This window comes from Arthrobacter citreus, assembly GCF_038405225.1.
GTDB lineage: Bacteria > Actinomycetota > Actinomycetes > Actinomycetales > Micrococcaceae > Arthrobacter_B > Arthrobacter_B citreus_A.
Map to the genome: position 1 here is coordinate 1,470,445 of NZ_CP151657.1, position 21,193 is coordinate 1,491,637.

A 21,193-nucleotide genomic window follows, 5' to 3' on the forward strand; every position below is an offset into this window, starting at 1 on the left:
CGGTCCGGGCCTACTGCAGCCGGACCGGCGGGTGTATTACGCGACCCTGAGGTCGATCTCACCGGGAGCGGCGCCGTCTGCGCCAAACACCAGGTGCCGGTTGGCGATCTTGTCGGTGAAGAACCGGTCGTGGCTGACCACCACCACGGCACCGGGGAAATGCAGCAGCGCCCGTTCCATCACCTGCGTGCTGGAGAGGTCCAAGTGATTGGTGGGCTCATCGAGGAGCAGCACCGAGGCGCCGGAGAGCAGGCACTGGGCCATCGCCACACGCGCTTTCTGCCCGCCGGACAGGTTGCCGATCTTCTGCTTCAGGTCCGCTTCGGAGAACTGGAACATGGTCAGGAACCGGTTGACCGATTTCTTAGTGGCGGTCAGGGCCAGGGAATTCGGCATGGCGTTGACCGCATGGGTGACGGTGTCGGCGTCGTCGAGCTCTGCCAGGACCTGGTTGTAGGAGACCATCCTGGCCCCGTTCGCCCAGGCGACCTTGCCGGCGTCGGCCTTCTCCTCACCGGTCAGAACCCGCAGCAGTGTGGTTTTTCCGCTGCCGTTGGAGCCGAGCACCACCAGGCGGTCGCCGCGCCGGATCTCGAAGCTCAGTCCGCTGAACAGGGTCTTGTCCCCGTAGGACTTTTCCAGGGACTCCACCCGGCACAGGTTGTCCTTCACATGCAGTCCGCCGTAGATCTCGGTGATGATCTGGTCCACGGGCCGCGGGGCACGGGCCTTCTTGATCTTGGCGAGCTTGCCGTCCAGTGCTCCGCTGCCGGCCTTGGCGGCTTCACGCCGGTCCGAGATGCCCTCGGCCTCAAAGGCCAGCAGCTCGGACTCATGCACAAACTGGGACTCCAGCGCCTTGAGCCGGAACTGCTTCTGGATCACGTATTCGGCAAAGTTCCCGGGGTATTCATGCAGGTGGTAGTTCTCCACCTCGATGATCCGGGTGACCACGGCGTCCAGGAACTTCCGGTCGTGGGAGACGATGACGGCGGCGCCCCGGAAGTCGCGGAACCAGCCTTCCAGCCACTCGACGCCGGCAACGTCGAGATAGTTGGTGGGCTCATCCAGGAGCAGCACATCCGGTGCCTCGAGCAGGATTTTCGCCAGGGCCGCACGGTTGCGCCAGCCGCCGGAGAGGGCATCGATGGGGCAGGTGCGGTGTGCGTCGCTGAACCCCAGAGTGGTCAGCGCGGCGTCGATCCGGCGCGGATAGTCCCATCCGTCGAGGCGGTCCATGGCCTCGAACAGTTCAGCCTGGCGGCCAATGAGCTTATCCATGACCTTGGGGGCGGGGTCGGTTCCGAGAGTCTCGTCGATGGCGGCAAGCTCCGCTTCAACGGCCTTGATTTCCACGAACAGGGCATCCAGCACTTCGGTGATGGTGGACTCACCGTTCAGCTCCGAGAACTGCGAAAAGTAACCGATCTTCAGTCCCTGGTCCACGGAAACGGTGCCGGAGTCCGGCTCTATCTGTTCCAGGATCAGCTTCAGCAGCGTGGACTTGCCTGAACCGTTCTTGCCAATGAGGCCAACCCGGTCCTTCGGCTCAAGGCGGAAGAAAGCCTCGCGCAGGATCTGGGTTTTGTCGTAGCCAACGTTGACGTCCTGCAGCCGGATCAGGCTCATACGGGGAGTGTCCTTTCGGGAATGAAGCTGGTGCCCGGCACCGGCGGTCCGGAGGGACCGGCCGGCAGTATTACGCCCGTTGACCAGCCACTCATCTTATCCGGTGCGGCTGAGCGCTGATTCCGGTAAGTGCGCTGACCCTGTTCCGGGGCGCGGCCGGGGTTGCATACTGAGAACCAGCTCCAATTTTCAACCGCCCTTCCGCACTGAAAGAGGTGTTCACCATGGCTGAAGCGACAACGCTGGCGTCCGGGCTGGGCATGGGGGAATCAGCCCGCTGGCACGGAAACGAGCTGTGGTTTGCTGACTGGATTGCCGGCACCATCTCCGCCCTGGACGCGGACGGAAACGTACGGCGGGTCAGCTCAGTGCCGTCCTTCCCCATCAGCTTTGACTGGCTTCCGGACGGGCGCATGGCGGTCGTTTCCGGCGCCGAGGGCTCCGTCCTGCTCGAAGTCCCGCATGCGGGCCTGGTTCCCGTTGCTGACCTGCGCGGCATTTCCGAATTCCCCTGGAACGAAATTGCCGTGCATCCCTCCGGGAACATTTACGTCAACGGCATTGGCTACGACTACTCCGGCGATATGCAGGACAGCGGTGTGATCGCGCTGATCCGTCAGGACGGGTCAACGCAAAAAGTGGCCGACGGACTGGCGTTCCCCAACGGCATGCTGGTGTCCGGCGACGGTGCCACGCTTGTGGTGGCGGAATCCAACGCCGGGCGTCTCACCTCCTTCCGGATCCGGGATGACGGCGGGCTGGAACCGGAAGGAGTGTGGGCATCAGTGGAGGGCAGCGCGCCGGACGGCATCTGCTGGGACGGCAGCGGCGGCATCTGGTTTGCCGAGGTGCCGGGCGAACGCTGTGTGCGGGTCCGGCAGGGCGGCGAGGTCCTGCAAACAGTGCAGCTGGAGCATGGGTGCTTCTCCTGCGCGGCTGGCGGCGACGACGGCGGCCTCCTGTTCATGATGACGGCGCAGTGGCCCGAGGCGATGGATCCTGCTGCGGACAACACCGGCCGGGTCATGGGCCTGCGGGTGAAGTAGGACTCCTACTTCACGGCTCCCGCGGTAAGCCCCGCCACAAAGCTGCGCTGCAGCAGGAGGAACCCCACCACAATCGGAATGCTGACCACCAGGGATGCGGCCATGATCTGGTTCCAGTACACATTTGTTTGCGTGGAGTACAGCTGCAGGCCCACGGCAAGTGTCCGGTTGGCGTCCGTCGTCATGACCGAGGCAAACAGCACCTCGCCCCAGGACGTCATGAAGGCATAGATGGCGACGGCGATCAGCCCCGGGCGGGCGGCTGGAAGCACCACGCGCATCAAGGCGCCCATTGGCCCGCAGCCGTCAACCTTCGCCGCCTCATCCAGCTCCTGCGGAATACCGTCAAAATATCCCGCGAGCATCCAGATGGCGAACGGAAGCGAGAACGTGAGATAGGTGATGATCAGTCCCCCGCGGGTCCCCACCAGCTGAATGCCCAGAACCGAATTGATGTTCACAAAAATGAGAAACAACGGCAGCAGGAACAACACGCCGGGGAACATTTGAGTGGACAGCACCGTGGTGGAAAAAACGGTGCGGCCGCGGAACCGGTACCGCGAGATGGCGTAGGCCGCAAAGACGGCAATCACCACGCTCAGGAGTGTGGCGGCGCCGGCCACGATGAGGCTGTTGACGAAGTAATCGGCCAGCCGCACCGTTTTCCACATATCGACAAAGGGGGCAAAGGTTACCGTGGTGGGCAGCCAGCTGAACGCCCCCTGCACATCCGAGAGGGGCTTCATCGCCGAAGTCAGCATGACGTACACGGGAACGGCGGTGAAGATGGTCAGGAACGTCAGCACCGCTGCCCGGAATATCTTGGTTCCCGTTGTGTCACGCACGGCGCGACCTCCTATTCACGGTGAGCAGGTAGATGCCGGTGACGATGAGAAGGAAGATCAGCAACAGCACCGACATGGCTGCGCCGGAGCCGAAATTCCAGGTCAGGAATGACGCGTTGTAAATATGGAAGGAGATCAGGTCACCGGCCGGTGGCTGAGCGGTTCCGAAAAGGACAAACGGCGTATTGAAGTCGTTGAACGTCCACAGGAACATCACCAGGATCAGCACCATGTTCACCGGACGGAGCATCGGCAGCGTGATGGACCGCCATTGCCGCAGGGGCTTTGCGCCGTCAACGGCGGAGGCTTCATACACGTCGTCCGGTATGGACTGCAGGCCGGCCATCAGCATCAGGAACGCGAAGGGCCACAATCTCCACAGTGCAACAACCACAATCGACACAAAGGCGTTGTCACCAATCAGCCAGAACGGCTTCTCGCCGCTCAGTCCCAGGTTGTCGTACAGGAAGTGGTTGACGGCCCCCGTGTCCTTTTGCAGCATGAATTTCCACGCAATGATTCCGGCGTACATGGGCAGGGCATACGGCACCAGAAACAAGGTGCGGAAAAGGCCGCGGCCCCAAAACTGCTTCTGCAGTGCGACGGCCGCAGCCATTCCCATTCCCCAGGCCAGGCCCACTACAAGCACGGTGAAGGCGCAGGTGATGAGGAAGGACCGCAGCAGGGCCTCCCCCACTGCGGCATCGAAGTCCAGGGCCACCCGGAAATTCTCGAAACCGGCGAAGGGTGCCTCCCCCCAGTTGGCAATGAAGGCCCGGGTGAGGTTCAGGAAGCTCATCCAAATACCGGTGACCATGGGGATGACGTGAATCAGCAGTTCGAAAATCACGGCGGGTGCGAGCAATGCGTAGGGCAGCCACCACCCGGCCGCCCTGCGTTTGCGAAGCGTTCCTGCCGCGTTTCCCTGGAGTGACGGTTCCTCAGCCGTCCTGACAGCAGCCATGACAACCCACCTTTCTCCGCCGGGGGCCCGGATGTTAGCCCGCGGCCGCCGAAACCTGGTCCTGCGCGGTCTCCATCGCATTCCTGATGTCGTCCGTGCTGACCGTTCCGCCGGAGGCAATGGTGGCGAACATTTGATTCATGGCGTTTCCGACGGTGCTTTCAAACTGGTCCTCGGCCGGCACCAGCGGCAGCGGCTTGGATTTAGTTGCATAGATGTCAGCAAACGTTGCCGCTTCCTCCGGGTTGTCCGTGAAGTTGGGAGTGGCGCCGTTGAGGACCGGCAGCGAAGCGAAAGGACGCCCCAGCGCTGTCTGTGTCTCTTCCCTGGTCATGAACTCCACAAATTTCAGCGCATCATCCTTGTTGGCTGAGGCCTCGAAAATGGACAGGTTGATGCCGGCAACGTGGGAAGCAACGTCGGTGTCACTGTCTGATGGTGCCGGGAAAGGAACAACTCCGTACTCATCGCTCGTCATGCCGTTGGCCACGATGCTGTTGTTGGCATTGTTCTGGTTAAGGATCATCGCCACTTTGCCGGTGGCAAAATCATTCACTGCCCGAATGGCATTCTCGTACTGGACGTTGGAGGTGCTCACCACCTTGTCCGACTGCATCAGATCGAGGTACCGCTTGATGCCGTCCACCACGCCGTCCGAAGCGAACGTCGGTTCTCCGTCGGCGTCGAAGAGGTCGGCACCGTTCTGGGCCGCATTGATAAAGGCAAAGTGGGCGTTTTCGGTGTAACTCCCGGCGGCGAGGGCCAGGCCGTAACGGTCGCCGCTGGTCAGGGCCTGGGCCGAGGAAACCAGCTCTTCCCATGACGTGGGAGGGGTGAGGCCGGCCTCCTCGAACATCGCCTTGTTGTAGTACAGGCCGTAGGCCAGCCCATACAGGGGAACGGACGTTGGATCCTCTCCGGGCGCTCCGCCGGTTTCCACTGCAGCCTCGACAAACTTGTCCTTGCCGCCAATGGCTTCGAATGCCTCGTCGTCAAACGGCATGAAGGCACCCGTGGACTGCAAAGATGCGGCCCACGTATTGCCGATGTTAACGACGTCGGGAGCCTGACCTGAGGTGACGGCAGTTTGGATGCGGGTTTGGAGGTCATTCCACCCGATGACTTCCAGATTGACCGGTATGCCGGTCTCTTCCTCGAACTTTTCCAGCTGAGGGGTCAGTACTGCCTTGTCGTCGTCGAGGCTGGTGCCCTGGTTGCTGGCCCAGTAGGTCAGTCCGTTCCCGTCGCCCGAACTGTCATTGGTGCCGGTGTCGCCTGAACCGCTGCAGGCGGTGGTCAGTGTCAGTGCTGCAATGGCCGCTGCTGCGGCAAGCGAACGAATTTTCATTGGATGACTTCCTTGTCTGTCTCCAAAGCGCCGTTGGCCCGGATGCACCTGGCTGGGCACATCCGCTCTATCTGATGCGATAAGCGAGAATATTAGTCATCCGTCCGGCCGTGACAAGACCCAGTTGGAAAAAGTTGCCCGGGCATGAGCTCACGGCCCTGCTAGGCTCGTTGCTAATCATCCGTTTAGTGCTGCCCGCGCACCGCGCCAACCCGGGCGGGGCACGCCGCGGTCAACGGAACGGCTGCTGGATTCTGGAGCGAATGACATGACTGAGACTGCACAGCGACTGCTTTCTTCCGCCACTGCAGCCTTTGCGGCCAAGGGATTCCATGGCACCACTACGCGGGACATTGCCACCGGCGCGGGCGTGACCCCGGGCGCCGTCTACGTTCATCACCGCTCCAAGGAAGACCTGCTGTACTGCATTTCAAAAAATGGCCATGAGCGGACGCTGGAACTGGTTCGAGCCAGCGGCACAGGAGCCAATCCTGCGGAGCAGATGAAGGCACTGGTGCGCAGCTTGGCAGAGTGGCAGGCCGCCAACCATACAAGCTCACGGGTGGTGAACTTCGAACTGGCCGCGCTGAGCGAAGAACACCTGGCGGAGGTGCGAGCCATGCGCCGCCAAGTGGAGGACGAATTCCGAAAGATTGTCGACGACGGGGTGGCCCGGCGAATTTTCGATGTGCCGGATTCGAACCTGGCTGTTGTCACCGTGGTGTCGCTGTGCATCGATGTTGCCCGCTGGTACCGGGCCGACGGTCGGCTGACGGCAGCGGAAATCGGGGAGCATCACAGCAACATGGCCCTGCGGATACTGGGAACTGGCCCCGGCGCAGACGCCTGACTGGGCAGACGCCTGACTGGCGGGGCACGGGTGAGGCCGTGCTTCCCTGAATGCTCCGGCGGGGCGCATACTGTTCGCCATGCAACCGTCCCATGTGGTCCTGCTGGGTGACTCCATCCTGGACAACGGCGCCTATGTTGGCGGTGGACCCGACGTGGCAGCTCAGCTGCGCGGGGAGCTGCCCGATGACTGGACCACCACCCTGCTTGCCGAGGACGGAGCGGTGACGGCCGACGTCGTCCGCCAGTTGCGTAAGCTGCCGCCAACCGCTGATCGGCTGGTGATCAGCGTGGGAGGAAACGATGCCCTCGGATACTCGGGACTGCTGTCCGAGGAAGCGGGAACAGTGTCCGGTGCCCTGGCCAAGCTGGCTGCGGCGCAGGATTCCTTTAGCGCCGGGTACTCAGCCATGGCGGCAGCAGTGGGCGGGCTGGGGCTGCCGGCGTCGGTTTGCACCATCTATGACACCCCGGCCTCGGCTCCGAACCAGCGGATTATTCGCACCGCACTTGCCGTGTTCAACGACAGCATCACCCGGGCGGCCTTCGCCGCAGGCTTTTCGGTGATAGACCTGCGGGTGGTGTGCGACGACGACGGCGACTACGCCAACACCATCGAACCGTCGGTCCAGGGCGGGGGAAAAATAGCCCGGGCCGTGGCAGCCTCACTGCTGCGGGGCCAGCCGTGAGCACTCCTGAAATTCTTCCGCACCGACGCGCACCTCGCTGTAAGGCGGCTTACTCTTGAAGGAAGGTCAGCAACTGACGCATCCCCTGGGAAGGACTGCTCATGCCAACCCCCAATCCAGCCTCAGCCCCGCGGTCACCCGATCTGTGCCACGCAGTGACACGGGCGGTTAGGGAGATCCTGCCCCGGGTCCGCTCCCTGGACATAGACGCCATCAGCACGGAAATCCGCAACCTCGTCTGTGCCTATTGGGGACCGCATCACGGCATGAGTGACGCCGAAATCCAGGCGACAGCCCGTGACGTGAAGCGCAGTGCGGAGCGCGGGAAGGACCGCGGGTAACGCCGGGTAACGCCCGCAGCTGAGTGCGCCGGCGCCTCAAACGCCGGCGGAAGCGATCCGCAGGCCGAGTTTGTCCAGGCCGGAACGGATCATGGCGCCGTAGCCGTCGTTGGACAGGTGCACGCTGTGCAGCTGTCCGGCCTGCTGGTGTTCGCGGGCCAGCGCGGTTTGGCCACGGCGCAGGTACGCGTCTCCCAGATTCAAATGCAGGGAGGGAAGCATGCCTTTGACCCCCGCAATCCCGACGGGAGCCAGATCGCCGTCGGCCAGGAACCCGTGTTCATGAAGGGCGGTTTCATCCCAGCCGATCTCCGCATCCAGGTCATCCTGAACGTCGGCGAGGTAGTGCGCCAGGACGCACCTCTGACCATGGTCATCGACGGAGGTCCTGTCCCAGCAACCCGACAGCAGCTGCCGGGCCCCGGGCTTGTCTCCCCCGATCGCCGCGGCAACAGCCGCCAGTACGTCATCCCAATCCGTCATGCCGCCTATCCTAGGCGAAGGCGGAGAACCCCGTGATGTGCCGGCCCAGGATCAGGGACTGCATGGTGTCGGTCCCCTCATAGGTGAACACCACTTCCATGTCCGTCAGATGCCGGGCCACGTGGTTCTCCAGGAGCAGGCCGTTGCCGCCCATGATGTCGCGGGCTTCCGAGCAGATCCAGCGCCCCTGGCGGGCGGCGAACATCTTGGCCATGGAGGCCATCGGACTGGTCATGGCACCTTCATCGGCCAGTTCGTTCAGTCGGAAGCAGGTCAGCTTGATCGCAGTGAGCTGGGCCAGCATATTGGCCAGCTTGTTCTGCACGAGCTGGAACCGGCCAATCTCCTTGCCGAACTGGACGCGGGTCTTGGCATACGCCACGGCAATTTCGTAGGACGCGACAGCATGGCCGAGCGCTTCCCACGCCACTCCCCCGCGGGTTGCCGCCAGGACCTTGTTAACGTCCTTGAAGGAATCGCAGTGCTCCAGCCGGTTCTCGACCGGAATCCGCAGATTTTCGATCACGATATTGGGCTGCAGGACCGCACGCTTGCCCATCTTTCCGGTAATGACCGTCGCGTTGTAACCGTCCGGGTGATTGCCGTCAGCGTCCTTTTCCATCACAAACCCCTTCACCGCGTTGTCGGCTTCATCCCGGGCAAAGATGATGACGACGTCGGCGAAGCTGGCGTTGCCGATCCAGCGCTTGCTGCCGTTCAGGACGTATGAATCTCCGTCACGGCGGGCTGACGTTTCCAGGGAGACGGAGTCAGACCCATGGCCCGGTTCGGTCAGGGCGAAGGCCCCAATTTTTTCGAACCGGGCCATGGCCGGCAGCCAGCGCTGTTTCTGCTGATCACTTCCGAGCATGTCGATGCTCCCCATCGCCAGGCCGGAGTGCACGCCGAAAAACGTGTTGATGGAACCGTCACCGCGTGCCAGCTCAGCCGCCGCAATGGAGGCCGACATCCGGCTAAGCCCCGGGCAGCCGTACCCCTGGATGGTGCCGCCGGCTATGTTCAGGGCCGCGAGCTTGGGCACCAGTTCGTACGGAACCTCCGCCCGCTCCCAGTAGTCGTTGATGACCGGCAGCAGATCCTTGTCCACGAATTCACGGACCCGTTTCTGGACATCCTTCGCCTGCTCGTCGAGCAGGTTGTCCAAAAGATACAGATCGCTGTCAACGTCCTGCACTGCTGTTGGATCAAAGACTGCTTGATTAGAAACTGCGGTCGGATCAAAAGGGGCAGGGACGGTCTCGGTGGTCGTCATAACGGCTCCATCGCCTCGTGGTGAGCAATCACTGTCAACTAACTAAACGCTTAGTGACCGAGTATGCGGGTCCCCACGGAGTCCGTCAAGAGGTGGCGGAGACCCGCCGCGAGAGTCGGTCCGCAGCAATTTCGGCACCGCGCCCCAGGGCCTCAAGCTTGGCGACGGCGATGTCCGGATGGAGCCGGCCGCCCAGCCCGCAGTCAGTGCCGGCGGCGACGCTCTCCGGCCCAACCAGCGAGGCGAAACGCTCTATCCGCTGGGCCACCAGTTCCGGATGCTCCACCACGTTGGTGGCGTGGGACACCACCCCCGGAACAAGGACCTTGCCGTCCGGAAGCTGCTTGTCCTGCCAGATGGTCCACTCATGCTCGTGGCGGACGTTTGCGGCTTCAAAGGAATAGGAGCCCGCGTTCACTCCAAGCACCAGGTCCACGATGTCAGCAAACGCAATGTCCGTGGTGTGCGGACCATGCCAGGATCCCCAGCAGACGTGAAAGCGCACCTGCTCTTCCGGCAGCCCGCGCAGGGCGTGGTTCAGCGCCTCGATTCGAATTTGGGTAAACCGCTGATAGTCCCCCACGCTTGGCTCGGGGTTGATCTGGTCCCAGTTCTCCGCCACGGACGGGTCATCAATTTGAACTGTCAGCCCCGCATCAACGATTGCTTTGTATTCTTCCCGCAGGACATCGGCCCAGGCCCAGATGAACTCCTCTTCGCTTGCGTAGTACTCGTTCCCGATTCTGCTGGCTGATCCCGGTGACAACGCGGTAATAAACCCGGTGGGAAGATCTGCGGCAGCCAAACCCGCTTTGAGGTTGGCTATATCCGCGGCTAGCGCTCCATGCCCGCTGTAGCTGATGGGGCCGGTGGCTGTTGGAAAAGCAGTGGCGTTCCGGCCGAGCTGAATGCCGCTTTCCGGATCGGCATAAGCGGCGGCAAATCGGGTCCAGTCCCGCCTGTCCGCAAAAGACGTCAATCGAATACGGCCTGGTTCGCTGCGAACCGGGTCTGCGGTGATGGGATTGAATTCCGTGAGTTCCAGGCCGAAAGTGCGCTGGAAACTGTACGTCCACCATGCTCCGTAGTCCACGGCATTGGACATGGCCTTACCGTATTCCCCGTCGCCGGGGATGGTTATGCCGAGATTCTTCTGGCGCTGCACCAGGTCGACAACCGCAGCGGACAACAATGCCTCAAACTCCGGCGTGCGTTCGAGCGTGAAACCGTCACCGGCATACGTGCGAGCGGCGTTGGCAGCTATCAGCTCCGGGGTGCGCGGCAGCGATCCTGCGTGGCTGGTGGGAATGTGAACAGGCGTCATGGGATATTCCTTCCATCGGTCCTGCCATTAGCACCGTTCCGGAAGGAAAATTCCCGGGGGAAGCTGCAGCGTCGCGGAGGCAGGTCTCTCAGCTGCTCTTGATGGTGTGGACGCAGTTTCCGTCCACTGGCAGCGCGGGTGCGCCCCCTCTCCGGCTGGAGCCGGGTGCCGTGCGGAGGGGCTGAAACCAGCATGCGGGAGGGTGGCGTGAAACGCCAGCTGCGCGTTATATGACGCGGGCACGCCGAAATATGGCCGATTGCGTCACCACATGACAAGTGTCCAAACATGCATCTGCACCCGGGCGGGACAATAGCGCCCCCAGGGAAACTGTCCCGCCCGGTCAGCCGCCGTATACGGCGGGAAAGACGTTATTGAGCGGCGCTGTACGCCTCCCGGATTTCCTGGCTGATCCGACCGCGGGCGCTCGGCTTAAAGCCATTGGCAATCGCCCATTCACGGATCTTCCGGCTGTCATCGCTGCGCGGCGCGGTTTCACGCCTGGCACCCCGGTTGGCAGCTCCGCCCCGCAGGCGACGCCCGCTGGAAAGATACGGGCTCAGCTTCTCGCGGAGTTCAGCAGCATGCTCCGTTGTCAGGTCGATTTCGTATTGGGCGCCGTCCAGTGCGAACTTCACAGTTTCCTGCGCATCGTCACCGGAGAGGTCATCAATCAGTAGAACTTGTTTTTTCTGAGCCACGTGGTCTTGTTCCTTATTCATATAATTCTGGACCACCCCTTCGAAACAGTTTAGCCGAAGGGGTCCAATGAAATAGGGTCCGGGGCACATATAGCCCGGGGGCCACATAACTATTCCGTGATGCAGTCCCGGCCGCGAATTGAAACGGCCGGGACTGTACGGCACATCCGCTAGTGGATGGCTATGCCCTCCGGCAGTTCATTAGCAGGCCGGCGCACCAGGAATGATGCCGCCACCGCTGCCAGCGAGATAACCGCACCCCAGAAGAATGCGGTGTGGACGCCGGCGGCCGCGGCCGGCACTGCTGCCATGCCGTCGCTTACGGCCGCGGCGGTGCCGGTTGTCATCAGGGTGATGAATACCGCGGTGCCGGCGGCTCCGGCCAGCTGCTGCAAAGTATTGATGATGGCGCTGCCATGGGAATAAAGCGACTTGTGCAGGGATCCCAGGGCAGAGGTGAACAGCGGCGTGAAGATAAACCCGAGCCCGGTGTTCAGGAGGCAGTGAAGCACGATCACGACGGCAACAGGACTGTCCTGGTCCAGGGTGGTCATGCCCCACAGTGCAGCGCTGAGGACCACGGCACCGGGAATAACCAGCGGGCGCGGACCGAACTTATCGAACAACCCGCCCACGATGGGTGAAAGAATCGCCATCACGGCACCGCCGGGCAACAGCAGCAGTCCGGTGTTCAGTGTGGTCAGCCCGAGGACTGTCTGCAGGTACAGGGGCAGGACAATGAGGCATCCAAACAGCGCCATCATGCTGACCAGGACCAGGACAATGGCGACGACAAACGGTTTGCTGGTAAAGGTCCGCAGATCCATCAGTGCCCGGTCGTTGCGCTGGAGCACCAGCTGGCGCCAGATGAACCCGCCCATCGCCACCGCCCCGGCGGTCAGGGGAATCCACAGCGGCATCAGGGCCTTGCCGGAGGCGGCTTCGCCGATGCTGCTGAGTCCGAAGATCAGTCCGCCGAAGGCAACGGTGGACAGCACAATGGACAGCACATCGAACGGAACACTCTTGGGCTCGGTCAGGTTCTGGACCTTCACCGCTCCCACCGCCAGGGACAGCACGGCGATCGGCAGGACCAGCCAGAACATCCAGCGCCAGTCCAGGACGCTGAGGATGATGCCGGAAACGGTGGGGCCAATGGCCGGAGCCACGGCAATAACAATCGAGATGGTGCCCATCATGCGTCCGCGGCGGTGCGCGGGGACAGCGTTCAGGACGGTGGTCATCAGCAGCGGCAGCATGATGGCGGTACCACCGGCCTGGATGATCCGTCCGGCCAGCAGAGTGCCGAACCCCGGTGCCATCGCGGCGAGCAGGGTGCCGGCGCTGAACAGCGACATTGCCGTCATGAACAGACCGCGCATGGAGAAGCGCTGCAGCAGGAAACCGGTGGCCGGGATGACCACGGCCATGGTGAGCATGAAGCCGGTGGTGAGCCACTGGGCTGTTCCGGCGGTGATGTTCAGGTCCGCCATGAGCCGCGGCAGCGCCACGCTCATGATGGTTTCATTCAGGATCACGACGAAGGACGAGACCAGCAGGAGCCCGATCACGGTTTTGGTGCGCGGGTCCAGGGCATCCGGTGACGGAACCCGGGCGCCTCGAGGCGGTTTGGAGGAGACTGCGGAAGGGGGGTCGATGCTCAAAAGAGAGAAATCCTGTTCACGATGGTGTAGACGGGTGTCGGGTCTTGCCCGGTCTGCCATCCTATCCGTGCCCTGTCGGGGGCCCTGTGCCTAAAGACCAGCCCAGGACAGAACGCAGATCAGAACGCAGTGGTGCGGCGGCCTGAGCCGCCGCACCGCCAAAGCACCCCGCACCGTCAAGCCGCAGCTATCACCCGGCCGGGGCCGGGCGCAGTGCGGCTTTTGTGGCCACCGCCACGGATCCCAGGGCCAAGAGCGCCGTCGTGCCGGCGAGCAACAGATAAGCCACCGGCTGAATTGTGGGCACCGGCTGCCCGGAGACGCTGAAGGCGATCCCCATCAGCGGCGGCACCGCCAGGGCTGTTCCCAGCACGACGGCGGCCACCGCCGCCACGCCCGACTCAAGCCTTGTCATCCGCCGGAGCTGTGCGTCAGACGCTCCCAGGGTGCGCAGCAGCAGCAGCTCGGGCCGCCGTCGGGCCGTTGCCATCACCAGGGTGTTGACCACTGAAATCCCGAGGTACCCCAGCAGGACCAGCATGGCGAGGACGGAGACCCAGGAGTCCGCATTCCGTTCCGCTGCTCCGGCGGCTCCGAGATCATCCCGGTCCAGGACCGTCAGGCCCAGATCGCTCACCCCAGCGGTTATGGCCTCCGGATCCGTGTCCGGCGCCGCCGTCACCAGCAGATAGTCATTCAGGCCCGTGGTGGTGTGGCTGCGCAGGGTGTCGTTGGACACCGCGACGTCACCGAATCCCAGCCCCCGCTCATAGGTGGCGACGACGACGGCGGTCGCCTCGGTTCCGTCACCGTAGTAAAAGGAGAAGTCCTCCCCCAGCTCAGTGCCGGTTTCCCGGGCCAGATCAGCGCTCAGGGCCACTGTTTCGGGGTCGGCCAGCCGGTCCAGGGAACCCTCATTTACCCCGAGGTCCAGCGTCCCGGACAGATCCTGCGGGGCCAGCCCCTGGATGGCGTAGGGCTGCACGCCGTCCTCCATACCCATGAAGGCGGCCTTCGCGAGGATCGCGGACCGGGCCACCGGTGAGGTGGCTTCCACTCCGGGCAGGTCGGCCACCTGGTCCGCGAGATCAGCGGAAACCCCGGATCCCGGAGCACTGACCAGGTACCCGGCCACCACTCCGTCGCGGGACTGCCGGTCAGCTTCGGCCGCCACTGTGGTGGGCATGAAGAACTGTACCGACCCCAGCGCGATGGCCAGCGCCAGCGGAATGATCCCCGAGGCCAGGCGGCGCGGGAAAGCGGTGGCATTGGCCTCCGCCAGGATCAGGGACGCCGATGAGCTGCGGCGGACCAGCGGCTGCATCAGTTTCATCAGTCCCGTCACCAGCCACGGGCCCAGGACGCCGGCACCGATGATCAGCAGCAGGATGCTGGACGCCGCCGCTGCGAGCCCGGCGGTGCCCGGGAAGGCCACCGGCATCAGGGAAGCGATGAGGCCGGATGCCAGCAGAGCCAGTCCCGTAATGACCCGTCCGCGGCCAAGCTGGGATTTTTCCGTCACTGATTCACGAAGGGCAGTTGTTGGAGCCGCCCGAACTGTTCCGCGGGCGGCAACAAGTGCTGCGCCCACCGCGGCGCCAATACTGATCAGCACGGCCGCGAGCGCCGGCAGAGGACTGAAGGCCAGGCGGAAGTTCTCCGGAATTACGCCCGCCGCGGCGAACTGGCCGCCCAGGAAACCGGCGAGCAGAAACCCGGGTACCGCCCCCAGCACTGCAGCCGCCCCGGAGACCAGCAGCACTTCGCGGACCACCAGGCCCAGTGCCTGGTTGGCGCCTGCCCCCACTGCCCGGAGCATCGCGAACTCCCTGCGGCGTCCCATGATGGACAGGGACAGGGTTCCGGCGGTCACAAACACCGCTGTCATCACGGCCACACCCGCAAGGGAACTGCTGAAGACCAGCAGGGTGGACCGGGCGGCGGAACCGCCGAGGTTTTCCACATCCCCGCGCCGGTCCCCCGTGTAGCCCACCACACCGCCGACCTGAGACTCGATATCCGCAGCGAGCTGTTGCGGCCGGACGCCGGGTTCGGCGATGACTCCCACCGTGGCCACCATGTCACCGTGCGGCCACAGCGCTGCCGCACCTTCGGCGCTGAGGAAAACGGCCGGTTCCGCGGTGCGGGTTTCCGCACCCTGTTCCGGAGACACGATGCCGGACACGGTGTACCCGGACGGCTCACCGCCGTGGCTCAGGATGATTGTGCTGCCCGGGTCCACGTTGAAGGAGTCGTCCACCGCCACCTCATCCTGCTTAAGGGGAGCGTTCCCTGAGCTGAGCGCATAAGGGGCGAGGGCGGCGGCATCCCACCCCGCTGCGGACACTGCGGAGCCTTCCGCCGTGGCCAGGGGAATCTCGACGGTTCCCACGGCTTTTTCAACGCCGGGTACGGCGTCAATCTCCGCCATCGTTCCTTCGGAAAGCAGGACGCGCTCGGCGAAGGGCGCATCCATGTCTTCCACAACGGGATGCGACTGCGGGGCGCCCACAACGACGTCGGCGCCCTGGAACCGCTGGGCGGCGATGCCGCCGCGCATTCCGGATTCAATCAGGACACCCATGGCGGTGATCAGTGCTGCGCACAGGAAGACGGCGACGAACACTCCGGCGAAGCCGCCGCGGTGGTATCGGATTGATGCTTTGGCAAGAGAAAACATTTCAGTGCTCCCCAAGGTTGGCCATGCGTTCGCTGACATCGAGGGCGGTGGCTCCGGTCATGCTGCCATCGAGCCGTCCGTCAGCAAGGAAAATGACGGTGTCCGCGTGGCCGGCGGCCACGGGATCGTGGGTGACCATGACAACCGTTTGGCCCAGGACCGAAACGGTGTGCCGGAGCAGGTTCAGCACCTGGCGGGCGGTGCCGGAGTCGAGGGCGCCGGTGGGTTCATCTGCGAAGACGGCGTCGGGCCGGGTGATCAGGGCACGGGCAATGGCCGCGCGCTGCTGCTGGCCGCCGGAAAGCTCCTGCGGCTTCCGCTCCCCCAGCCCGGCCAGCCCCACGGCCTCCAGCACGTACTCGAGCCATGCGTCGTCGGTCCCCCGCCCGGCGAGCAGCAGCGGCAGGGTGACGTTCCGGGCCACCGACAGCTGCGGCAGCAGGTTGTAGGACTGGAAGACAAAACCGACATGGTCCCGGCGCAGGCGGGTCAGCGCTTTGCTGCGCATTCCGGAGATCTCGGTGCTTCCCAGCAGCACCCGGCCGCTGTCCGGGACATCGAGCCCGGCGGCGCACTGCAGCAGTGTGCTCTTGCCCGAGCCGGAGGGGCCCATGACGGCGGTGAACGTTCCGGCTGGAACGGCGAGGGAAATGTCGCGGAGGGCCGGCACCGTGGTGCTGCCGGAGCGGTAGCTCTTGGAGACGCCCTGCAGCTGCAGGGCGGCCGGAGTTGTGGGATCGGTGAATTCAGAGGGATCGGAAAACATGGGTTCATCCTTTGCGCGGGTTCAGTGATGGTGGAGATCTTTGCTTCCATCGACGCTACGGAGATCCGCATCGGTATCCGATACAGCCAACGGGCCGGTTTGGGGTATAGCTGGCTATACCGACAGCGCGTGGGCGCTCGGGCATAATTCATCAGGTGATACTCCCCAGCCGTGCCAGCCTGCAGACCCGTCTCCGGGATGCGGCCTTCCTCCTGCGCGAGGGCGGATACTGGCTGGGGACGTTGGGAGTGCTGATCGCCGGTGTGGTGCTGCTCCCATTCATCGCCCTGGGTGTGGGGCTTTACGCGGTTCCGGGACTGCTGGAAGCCCTGGACCGGCTCGCCGCCGGGGCACAGGACCGGGCGGCCAAATTCTCGTCCGCCGTGATCCCCTTTGACCGCCGCCGTTTAACCGGCCGCTACTCCTTCGCCCAGCTGGCGGCTCTGCTGAGTGCTCCGGAGTCCAAACGCGACTTCTCCTGGCTTCTGTTCCACGGCGCCTTTGCCTTCCTGGCGGGCGCACTCGCCGTGGCGCTGCCCCTGGGCGCGGTGCTGTACATAGTGGCTGCCCCGTTCTGGCCCCTGTTCCCGCCGGAGGCTCCGCTGGAGCTGACAGTAACCATCCACAGTTGGGGGGAAGCCGTCCTCACCATGCTGCTGGGCGCGGTTTACGGGGCTGCCGCATGGCTTCTTCTTCCGTGGATGGCCCGGCGGATCAGCCAAGGCACGCTGGCCATCCTCTCTCCCCGCCGCTATGCCGATCTGTCCCAGCGGATTTCGGAGCTTTCGGCGGCCCGTGCCAGCGCCCTCGCCGCCCACGCGGCGGAGCTGCGCCGCATTGAGCGGGAACTGCACGACGGCGCGCAGAACCGGCTGGTCGGCGTCGTCATGATGCTCGGACTCGCCCAGCGTGCTGCCGAGACCGATCCGGCCGCCGCCGTGCCCTTTATCGGCCGGGCCCAGGACGCGGCCTCCGAAGCACTAGCCGGCCTGCGGGCCGCCGTGCACGACATCTATCCGCCGGTCCTGGACGAACTGGGACTGGGCGGTGCGGCCTCGGCGCTGACCAGCCGGTCCCCCATACCCTGCACGCTGACCGTTGACGGGCTTCAGCGAGCACCCGCGGCCGTGGAATCGGCCGCCTACTTTGTCCTGGCCGAGGCGCTGACCAACGCGGCCAAGCACTCCGATGCGGCACGGATAGACGTGGTCCTGCAGACCGAATCAACCCCTCGGGAGGATGTCCTGGTGATACAGGTGAACGACGACGGCCGCGGAGGTGCGCGGGTGGGCGCTGCGGAGACAACAAACGGTTCGGGAACCGGTCTGTCCGGCATCGCCCGGCGTGCCGCTGCCTTTGGCGGCAGGCTGGTGCTGACCAGTCCGGTTGGCGGACCGACGACGGTAAGGGTGGAACTGCCATGCGCCTTCTGATTGCCGAGGATGATGCGCTGCTGCGGGCCGGACTGGAGTTGCTGCTGCGGGGAGAGGGTTTTGACGTGGTGGGCTCGTGGGACAACGCCGATGACCTGTTGGCGGCCTTTGAACCAGGAATCGCCGACGGCGCCGTCCTTGATGTGCGGATGCCGCCCACCTTCACGAATGAAGGGTTAAAGGCGGCCCTGGAACTGCGCGCACGGGTCCCCGATTTTCCCGTCCTTGTCCTGTCCGCCTATGTCGAGGACCGTTACGCCAGCAGGCTGCTGGCCTCCGGTGCGCAGGGCGTGGGCTACCTGCTCAAGGAACGCGTGGGCAACGTCGGGGAATTTGTTGACGGGCTGCGCCGCGTGTCCTCCGGCGGAACGGTCATGGATCCCGAGGTCATCGCCCAGCTGTTCAGCCGGCGCAGCAACCGGGACCCCATCAGGTCCCTGACTCCCCGGGAGTTCGAAGTTCTGGGGCTTGTTGCAGAGGGGCTCGGCAATACGGCCATCGCTTCGGCCATTTCCGTTTCGGAAACTGCTGTCAGCAAACACATCGGCAATATCTTTGCGAAGCTGGGGCTGGCCCAGTCGGACAGCGGCCACCGGCGGGTGCTCGCCACCCTGGCGTACCTGCGGTCCTAGTCCCCTCGAAGCAGTGCCTGAATCTCCGCCAGCGGTCCCCAGACCCCCTCCTCGGAGTTTGCGACAAGTGCCAGGGTGATGTCCGGCTCCGGAGAGTAGCTCAGGAACGCACTGGCCCCGGCGTTAATGCCTTCTTTGTACATCAGGCCGGTCTGCCCGCGCGCGTCAAGCCTGAACTCCAGCCCGTAACCGTAGTGAAGCTCACCGGCGTCGAGGTCTGAGTGCTTGACCTTCGGAGCCAGGAACGCCGCAGTGGATTCTGCGGACAGCAGCCTGCCGCCCCGGACAGCATCGAGGAAACGGACCAGGTCAGCGGAGGTTGAGTGGGCACCGCCGTCCGGGGAACCGATCGGCGGGTAGCTGAAGATGTTCTGCCGCCAGGAGATCACCGCGCCTGCGTCGTTGCGGACCGGGTCCCACCCCTCGGCCACGTTCGGCACGGCTTCCCGCAGGGAAAAGAAGCCTGAATCCCGCATGTCTGCGGCAGCGAAGACTTGTTCCCGAACGTAGTCCCGGTAGCTCACTCCTGTCACCGCCTCCAGCGCCAGCCCGGCGAGGATGTAGCCGCAGTTGCAGTAGCGGCAGCCTTCGCCCGGGGCGAAGTTCGGCTCCTTGTGGACAAACTGCGGCAGGAAGTCAGCGGTCTCGGTGACCGAATAGGAGGGACGGTCCGTCCAGAGTTCCTCGTAGGATTCGCCGGCTTCCTCATCGGCGTCGTCTCCGATGCCCGAGGTGTGGCTCAGGAGCTGGCCAAGCGTGATCGCGGGGTCCACCCGGGTGCCGTCCAGTTCCACAAAACGCCCAATGGGGGTGTTCAGCTCCAGCGTCCCGGCGTCCACCTGCTGCAGGACGGCCACAGAGGTGAACAGCTTGGTGACGGAGGCGACGTCGAACCGTGTGCCCAGCGTTACCGGCACGTTCCAGCGCCGGGAGGCCACACCGTAGGCCCCTTCGAGAAGGATGCTGCCGCCCCGGGACAGCTGGATGGTTCCGGAAAACTCATCCCGGTCGGCGGCGGTCCGCAGGATTAGGTCCACGGCTGAGGCATCAAGGTCCGGGGCCGGAGCCGTGGCGCCCGCAGTGGTGCCCCTCCTTGCGTCAAGCTGCCAAATTTCCTCGCCGTCAGAGTCGACCCGGCCTGTTCGCGCCAGACCCAGATGGGCAGCCACCGCAGCGGAGGACGCATTGCCGGGGTGGATGCCGGCGCAAAACCGCCCCACGCCCTGCCGGATCAGCCACTCCACCATGGCACCAGCCGCTTCCGTGGCATAGCCTCGACCCTGATGTTCCCGACCCATAACCCAGGCCAGGTCCGCTGCCCGGCCGCCGGCAGCGACAGTAGCCTGAACAAAGCCTGCGGCGGATCCGGTGCCCTGCTCCCGAATAACCCAGTTCAGCCACGTTTCAACCCCCGACGGGTCCCCGCCGGATTGGAGGACATAACGGTGACTCAGTCCTTCCAGTGTGGGCGGCTCGCCTCCGGTGAATTCGTAAAGCCCGGGATGGGCGAGGACCGGCACCATTTCGACGGCATGGTCCGGGAGCAGCGGTTCAAGAATCAGTCTGCTGGTTTGAAGAACCGTGCCGGCGCCACTTTGGCTGATCATCGAAGCTTTCCTTACCTCTGCGTCTTTGCGGCGGTTGTTTTACCCCGTTACATCATGGCGCAATTGCCTGGTGCCGCTGTATTAGTTTGAAGTGTGAAGTTTCCACTGTGCTCACGCTCCTTGGAGCGGCAATGCCCTGGCGGAGACGGGTAGGCTGGGAGTGCTCCCGGTTCCAGCTGATAGTAAGGTCCCGGCCAGATGACTAAGGAAGAGAACAACATGCCAACTCCTCAGCGAACCGATGCCGACAGTATTCGCCAGGATTTTGGTTTCCTCACCGTTGCTGAAGTGCTGCAACTTTGCGCAACTCAGCAGATACTGGATCCTTCGTCAACGCTGATTTCGGCAAAAGTGCAGCTGGGCGAAGGAAACGTTTTTTATCCGGGCGTCGTCCTTCAGGCCGATTCTGAGAGTTCCTGCGTTATCGGACACCGCAATGTGTTTTATCCGGGCGCCTTTGTCTCCGCCGAGCATGGCGGAATGATCCTGATGGGCTCCGACATCACGCTCGGCCCCGGCAGCGTGCAGCTCAAGGCTGGCCGTGGAGATGCCGTGGCTGTGGGCGACAGTGCCCGCCTGGCCAACGGCCCCGTGGTGACGGGCCGCTCGGTGCTTGGCTCCGGCTCGCAGGTCCTTGGCGCTGTCGAGGCCGAATCCGTGGTCCTTGCGGACGGCGGGGATTTCCGGTCCGGGCCGCCGGAGAAGCGCGGGGCAGTGCTCAAGGGTGCTGGACTGGTGCGCGATGTGAGGCTGGCACCGGGCGACATCCTTCAGGGGTACGGCAACTTCGCTGTCGCCAACGTGGTCCGCCAAACAAACTAGCCGGACCGGGGCTGGCCCTTCCTGCGGCGTCCGTAAGACCTGTCGTCCATGCCACTCTCCTCCTAGCCGGCCACTGTCACGATCTCAGCAGGCCCGG

The 21,193-nt window shown here is 64.0% G+C and carries 19 protein-coding genes; 7 read left to right on the forward strand and 12 right to left on the reverse strand.

What is annotated here, in order from left to right; genetic code table 11:
• Positions 1-36: 36 nt before the first annotated feature.
• Positions 37-1,629: an ABC-F family ATP-binding cassette domain-containing protein gene (locus tag AAE021_RS06720; RefSeq protein WP_342024837.1), complete on the reverse strand. Its 1,593-nt coding sequence runs from the start codon at positions 1,627-1,629 to the stop codon at positions 37-39.
• Positions 1,630-1,853: 224 nt separating this feature from the next.
• On the opposite strand from AAE021_RS06720, the gene AAE021_RS06725 reads away from it, so the two are divergent.
• Complete coding sequence (locus AAE021_RS06725; protein ID WP_342024838.1) at positions 1,854-2,675, forward strand: SMP-30/gluconolactonase/LRE family protein; 822 nt, start codon at positions 1,854-1,856, stop codon at positions 2,673-2,675.
• 5 nt (positions 2,676-2,680) lie between these two features.
• On the opposite strand, the gene AAE021_RS06730 is transcribed toward AAE021_RS06725, so the two are convergent.
• Genes AAE021_RS06730 through AAE021_RS06740 form a run of 3 tightly spaced genes read right to left on the reverse strand, consistent with a single transcriptional unit; the run spans position 2,681 to position 5,832 of the window.
• Positions 2,681-3,520, reverse strand: a complete 840-nt coding sequence (locus AAE021_RS06730) for a carbohydrate ABC transporter permease (RefSeq protein ID WP_342024840.1) — start codon at positions 3,518-3,520, stop codon at positions 2,681-2,683.
• Complete coding sequence (locus AAE021_RS06735; protein ID WP_342024841.1) at positions 3,513-4,484, reverse strand: sugar ABC transporter permease; 972 nt, start codon at positions 4,482-4,484, stop codon at positions 3,513-3,515. Before AAE021_RS06735 ends, AAE021_RS06730 begins: the two co-directional genes overlap by 8 nt.
• Positions 4,485-4,518: 34 nt before the next feature.
• Complete coding sequence (locus AAE021_RS06740; RefSeq protein WP_342024842.1) at positions 4,519-5,832, reverse strand: sugar ABC transporter substrate-binding protein; 1,314 nt, start codon at positions 5,830-5,832, stop codon at positions 4,519-4,521.
• Positions 5,833-6,100: 268 nt separating this feature from the next.
• Here AAE021_RS06740 and AAE021_RS06745 point away from each other — a divergent pair, with 268 nt between their 5' ends.
• The 3 genes from AAE021_RS06745 (at position 6,101) to AAE021_RS06755 (ending at position 7,711) form a co-directional block, all read left to right on the forward strand.
• Positions 6,101-6,682 (forward strand): TetR family transcriptional regulator, encoded by a 582-nt coding sequence (locus AAE021_RS06745; RefSeq protein WP_342024843.1) that lies wholly within the window; start codon positions 6,101-6,103, stop codon positions 6,680-6,682.
• Between the two features lie 79 nt (positions 6,683-6,761).
• A complete protein-coding gene (locus tag AAE021_RS06750; protein ID WP_342024844.1) occupies positions 6,762-7,370 on the forward strand; it encodes an SGNH/GDSL hydrolase family protein in 609 nt (202 codons plus the stop codon).
• Positions 7,371-7,471: 101 nt separating this feature from the next.
• Entirely contained in the window at positions 7,472-7,711 is a 240-nt protein-coding gene (locus AAE021_RS06755; RefSeq protein ID WP_342024845.1) for a hypothetical protein, read from the forward strand.
• A 36-nt stretch (positions 7,712-7,747) separates the two neighbouring features.
• Here the strand turns inward: AAE021_RS06755 and AAE021_RS06760 are convergent, their stop codons facing one another.
• From AAE021_RS06760 to AAE021_RS06790, 7 genes are all read right to left on the reverse strand, one after another.
• Entirely contained in the window at positions 7,748-8,194 is a 447-nt protein-coding gene (locus tag AAE021_RS06760; protein ID WP_342024846.1) for a hypothetical protein, read from the reverse strand.
• Between the two features lie 10 nt (positions 8,195-8,204).
• Positions 8,205-9,467, reverse strand: coding sequence for an acyl-CoA dehydrogenase family protein (locus AAE021_RS06765; RefSeq protein ID WP_342024847.1), 1,263 nt, complete (start codon positions 9,465-9,467; stop codon positions 8,205-8,207).
• Positions 9,468-9,552: 85 nt separating this feature from the next.
• Positions 9,553-10,791, reverse strand: coding sequence for a cobalamin-independent methionine synthase II family protein (locus AAE021_RS06770; protein WP_342024849.1), 1,239 nt, complete (start codon positions 10,789-10,791; stop codon positions 9,553-9,555).
• Between the two features lie 371 nt (positions 10,792-11,162).
• Positions 11,163-11,528 carry an Lsr2 family protein gene (locus AAE021_RS06775; RefSeq protein WP_342024850.1) on the reverse strand — a complete coding sequence of 122 codons (366 nt, stop codon included), beginning with the start codon at positions 11,526-11,528 and terminating at the stop codon, positions 11,163-11,165.
• Positions 11,529-11,662: 134 nt separating this feature from the next.
• Positions 11,663-13,216 carry an MDR family MFS transporter gene (locus AAE021_RS06780; RefSeq protein ID WP_425362457.1) on the reverse strand — a complete coding sequence of 518 codons (1,554 nt, stop codon included), beginning with the start codon at positions 13,214-13,216 and terminating at the stop codon, positions 11,663-11,665.
• 130 nt (positions 13,217-13,346) lie between these two features.
• Positions 13,347-15,836 carry an ABC transporter permease gene (locus AAE021_RS06785; protein WP_342024851.1) on the reverse strand — a complete coding sequence of 830 codons (2,490 nt, stop codon included), beginning with the start codon at positions 15,834-15,836 and terminating at the stop codon, positions 13,347-13,349.
• A gap of 1 nt (position 15,837) precedes the next feature.
• Positions 15,838-16,602 carry an ABC transporter ATP-binding protein gene (locus tag AAE021_RS06790; protein WP_342024852.1) on the reverse strand — a complete coding sequence of 255 codons (765 nt, stop codon included), beginning with the start codon at positions 16,600-16,602 and terminating at the stop codon, positions 15,838-15,840.
• Between the two features lie 155 nt (positions 16,603-16,757).
• Here AAE021_RS06790 and AAE021_RS06795 point away from each other — a divergent pair, with 155 nt between their 5' ends.
• Both AAE021_RS06795 and AAE021_RS06800 read left to right on the forward strand, forming a co-directional pair.
• Positions 16,758-18,035, forward strand: coding sequence for a sensor histidine kinase (locus tag AAE021_RS06795; RefSeq protein ID WP_342024853.1), 1,278 nt, complete (start codon positions 16,758-16,760; stop codon positions 18,033-18,035).
• Entirely contained in the window at positions 18,023-18,667 is a 645-nt protein-coding gene (locus AAE021_RS06800) for a response regulator transcription factor (protein ID WP_342024854.1), read from the forward strand. Before AAE021_RS06795 ends, AAE021_RS06800 begins: the two co-directional genes overlap by 13 nt.
• Here AAE021_RS06800 and AAE021_RS06805 read toward each other — a convergent pair.
• Positions 18,664-20,274 (reverse strand): GNAT family N-acetyltransferase, encoded by a 1,611-nt coding sequence (locus tag AAE021_RS06805; RefSeq protein WP_342024855.1) that lies wholly within the window; start codon positions 20,272-20,274, stop codon positions 18,664-18,666. The genes AAE021_RS06800 and AAE021_RS06805 overlap by 4 nt on opposite strands.
• A 219-nt stretch (positions 20,275-20,493) precedes the next feature.
• Between AAE021_RS06805 and AAE021_RS06810 the strand changes: the two genes are divergently transcribed.
• Positions 20,494-21,096, forward strand: a complete 603-nt coding sequence (locus tag AAE021_RS06810) for a hypothetical protein (RefSeq protein WP_342024856.1) — start codon at positions 20,494-20,496, stop codon at positions 21,094-21,096.
• Positions 21,097-21,193 lie beyond the last annotated feature (97 nt).